We start from the raw sequence: 3,689 nt of genomic DNA on the forward strand, positions 1-3,689 counted from the left end.
TCTTCACAGACTTCCGTAGAGAAGCGACTATAAATATATAGCTAAAAGATAGAACCCCAACAAGGTTCTAGCCTTTTGGTATGCATTTTTAGAAATAAGGTTTCTTAATTAATCTTTTTTAATCATACCATCCACCATATGTACTGTCCGGTCGGTGATTTTGGCAAGTCCTTCATCATGGGTGACAATAACAAATGTCTGCCCCAATCTATCCCTCAAATCAAAGAACAGTTGATGTAAATCTTCTTTATTTTGAGTATCCAGACTTCCGGATGGTTCGTCAGCCAAGATTACAGCCGGGTCATTGATTAACGCACGCGCCACAGCTACCCGTTGTTTCTCCCCGCCCGACAGTTCATTCGGTTTGTGAGAAGCACGGTCAGCGAGTCCCATAAACTCCAGTATCTTCACCGCACGATCGTTTGCCTCTTTTGAAGATACCCCCGCTATAAAAGCAGGAATCATCACATTCTCCAATGCGGTAAACTCCGGCAAGAGCTGATGGAACTGGAACACGAAACCGATATTCTTATTACGGAAAGCAGACAGCTCCTTCTCCTTCATCCGGCTGACCACAGTTCCGTCAATTTCGACCGTGCCTGCATCCGGCTCATCCAGGGTACCCATAATCTGCAACAGAGTAGTCTTACCCGCCCCGCTCGGCCCCACAATACTGACAATCTCACTCTTGTTGATTTCCAAATCAATCCCTTTCAGCACTTGCAACGAACCGAAACTCTTCGTTATTCCTTCCAGTTTTATCATAATAGCCTTTTATAATCGTTTAATAACATATTCCGCGAGGTAGCATCCGAACACTGCCGGCATATAACTGACCGTTCCACAGGTTGATTTCTTGTTCTGCTCATCATCGGTCAGCAACACAGCCTTCGGATCCGCCTGTTCGGTACTGAATACCACCGGGAGTTTCCGCTTCATTCCCATCTTCTGAAGACGCTTCCGCACCGCTTTGCTTAATCCGCAGTGATAGGTATCCCAAAGGTCGGCAAAGCGGACTTGCGTTATATCACTCTTCGCCCCTGCCCCCATACTGGAAACAATCCGGATACGCCGCTTCATAGCTTCACTAATCAGATAACATTTCGGGCTGATAGTATCAATAGCATCTACTATAAAGTCATACTTTCCGGCATCCAGCAGTTCCGGTATATTTTCATCTTTCAGATAGACAGGAAGAACCCTCAGCTCAATATCCGGATTTATATCTTTATACCGGGCAGCCAGCACTTCTGCTTTTGTCTTTCCTAATGTAGAATGCATGGCAGGCAATTGCCTGTTCATATTGGTAGGCTGCACTGTATCGGCATCTACAATCGTCATCCGCCCCACTCCCGCACGACAAATCATCTCGGCGGCATAAGCCCCTACTCCGCCCAAACCTACGACTAACACATGGGAATTACGGATGCGATTCATCTTTTCCTCTCCCAAAAGAAGTTCCGTCCGTTGTTGCCAGTTATTTTCTTCCATCAGTTTTTCTTTAGCCATTTATAGAACCATTTACCGACCTTTTCATAATGTTGCGACTCATTATGTCCGCGAGGATCAGAGAAAGAAACAATCTCCTGCGGCTCGCCGAACTGGTCGGGATACAAAATAATCAAACTATTATTAGAGAAATACTTTCCGAGTTGCGCGGGCAGACGCTCGAAGGAAGTATCATAAGAGATAGACCCCCGACGGGCGGAAATAACCACCAGCAGATGGTCATAATTCACTTGTCCTGTTAATAAGAGAAGGTCTTCCCATTCGTCCAACGTAGTAAATTCGGTCGGCGTTCCTGCATATTTCTTCTTCACAAGTTGACGCAGCCTCATCAATGTCCGTTCATTTGCAAAGAAATGAACGCGGCATCCCAAGATACTTCCCATCCGGCAGAAGTGTTCCACCCATTTCACAAACCCCGTTTCATACTCGGCTTTTGGCGGAACGGCAATGTTGATTCGCCGCAAGGTATTCACCGGCATCAGGAATTTGGCAATCATCACTTCGCGATGCGTACCCTTCAGCAAACTTTCCGCCAAGTGCCCGAAGAACGAATCCACAATATTGGCTTTCCGGTGCAGACCGATGACGACGTCCGTAGCTTCATACTCCTTTATCGTGTGGATAATCCCCGAAGCGATGTTCAAATCATAACGGCTCACCATAGTGACAGGCACATCGGCAGCGGCGGCAATCATCGCAGCCTTTTCCAGATTACGTTTTCCCTGCAATTCTTTCTTTTCCGAACTATTATTATCATTGATAACGTTCAACGCAATCAACGCATTTTTCTGTTTAGCATCCTTTATCACCAATGCCAGGTTAACAAGGTCTTCAATCGTATCCGGATTGGCGACGGGAATCAGTATCTGTTCATTGCTTTTCTTTGTTCCCTCTTCTTCCGACTGCGTAGCTTCATCCAACGCAAAGCGACGAGCGGCACGTTCGGTCACTAAAGAACTGATAACACAGGTAAAAAGAATCATCACAACCGTACCGTTCAGCACATCGTCATTCAACAACCGCTCGCCATTCTCCATGATAATTTCGTGCCCGATTAATACCGCCGCCAACGTAGCCGCTGCCTGCGCATTACTCAGACCGAATATCATGCTCCGTTCATTCGAATGCATTCCGTAAATCTTCTGCGTAATCCATGCAGCCAGCCATTTACTGAAGGTAGCCACCACCGTCATGACAACCGCCACTTTCAATGCCTCCCCACCGGTAAACAGGCTTCTTACGTCAATAATCATCCCGACACCAATCAGAAAATAAGGAATAAACAGCGCATTCCCTACAAACTCCAGACGGTTCATCAGAGGAGATACATGAGGAATCAGACGGTTCAAGACCAATCCGGCAAGGAAAGCCCCCAAGATACCTTCCATTCCCACAAACTCCATCAATCCGCCACCAAGGAAGACCATGGCCAGCACGAATACGAACTGCATCACGCTGTCATCGTACTTCCGGAAAAACCAACGGCCGATACGGGGGAAGAAGAAAACAATCAGGAATCCGAGGAAAGCGACTTTTGCCACAAGAAATCCCCAGAACCAACCGTCGACAGTCCCTTTGAACATACCGCCTACCACAGCGAGAATTATCAAAGCCAGAGTTACGGTGACAGCCGTGCCACCGATAGTTATATTGACACTGCGCAGACGCGACAATCCATAACGGCTGATGATAGGATAAGCAATCAACGTATGGGAAGCGTACATACTGGCCAGCAGCACGGCCGTGAGAAAACCATATCCCAGCATACTCATACTGCTCCATATCCCCAGTCCCATCGGAATAAGAAAGGTAAGCCAGCCAAACACAATACTTTTCGCCCGGTTCTTCTTGAAGTCTTCCATATCCATCTCGAGCCCGGCAAGAAACATAATATAGTATAACCCCACTTTGCCGAAGAGTTCGAAACTGCTGTCGCGGTCGAGTACATGAAAGCCATGTTCGCCAATCACCACTCCTGCCAAAATCATACCTATAATATGAGGGATATGAAGACGCCCCAGAATCATCGGAGCAAACAGGATAATAATCAATACCAGAAAGAATACCCAGGTCGGGTCGGTTATCGGTAAGGTCAAATTAAAATCAAACAGGTTCATGGGCTGTAGCTTTAGGAATTCAATGCAAAGGAACAAAAAAGTTCGCATACCACCAATAAGTTA

3 protein-coding genes are annotated in these 3,689 nt (G+C 46.6%); all 3 read right to left on the reverse strand.

Annotated features, from left to right (window positions below; translation table 11 throughout):
• Positions 1 to 108 precede the first annotated feature (108 nt).
• Genes RDN93_RS21770 through RDN93_RS21780 form a run of 3 tightly spaced genes read right to left on the reverse strand, consistent with a single transcriptional unit; the run spans position 109 to position 3,626 of the window.
• Entirely contained in the window at positions 109 to 765 is a 657-nt protein-coding gene (locus RDN93_RS21770) for an ABC transporter ATP-binding protein (protein ID WP_308747404.1), read from the reverse strand.
• 9 nt (positions 766 to 774) lie between these two features.
• Complete coding sequence (locus RDN93_RS21775) at positions 775 to 1,509, reverse strand: tRNA threonylcarbamoyladenosine dehydratase (RefSeq protein WP_308747405.1); 735 nt, start codon at positions 1,507 to 1,509, stop codon at positions 775 to 777.
• Positions 1,491 to 3,626 (reverse strand): cation:proton antiporter, encoded by a 2,136-nt coding sequence (locus tag RDN93_RS21780; RefSeq protein ID WP_308747406.1) that lies wholly within the window; start codon positions 3,624 to 3,626, stop codon positions 1,491 to 1,493. Before RDN93_RS21780 ends, RDN93_RS21775 begins: the two co-directional genes overlap by 19 nt.
• Positions 3,627 to 3,689: the final 63 nt, after the last annotated feature.

The organism is uncultured Bacteroides sp., from assembly GCF_902491285.1.
Lineage (GTDB): Bacteria > Bacteroidota > Bacteroidia > Bacteroidales > Bacteroidaceae > Bacteroides.

Coding starts and splice junctions, on each gene's coding strand:
- RDN93_RS21775 (WP_308747405.1), bottom strand. CDS start 1,509: ATGGCTAAAGAAAAACTGATGGAAGAAAATAACTGGCAACAACGGACG.
- RDN93_RS21770 (WP_308747404.1), bottom strand. CDS start 765: ATGATAAAACTGGAAGGAATAACGAAGAGTTTCGGTTCGTTGCAAGTG.
- RDN93_RS21780 (WP_308747406.1), bottom strand. CDS start 3,626: ATGAACCTGTTTGATTTTAATTTGACCTTACCGATAACCGACCCGACC.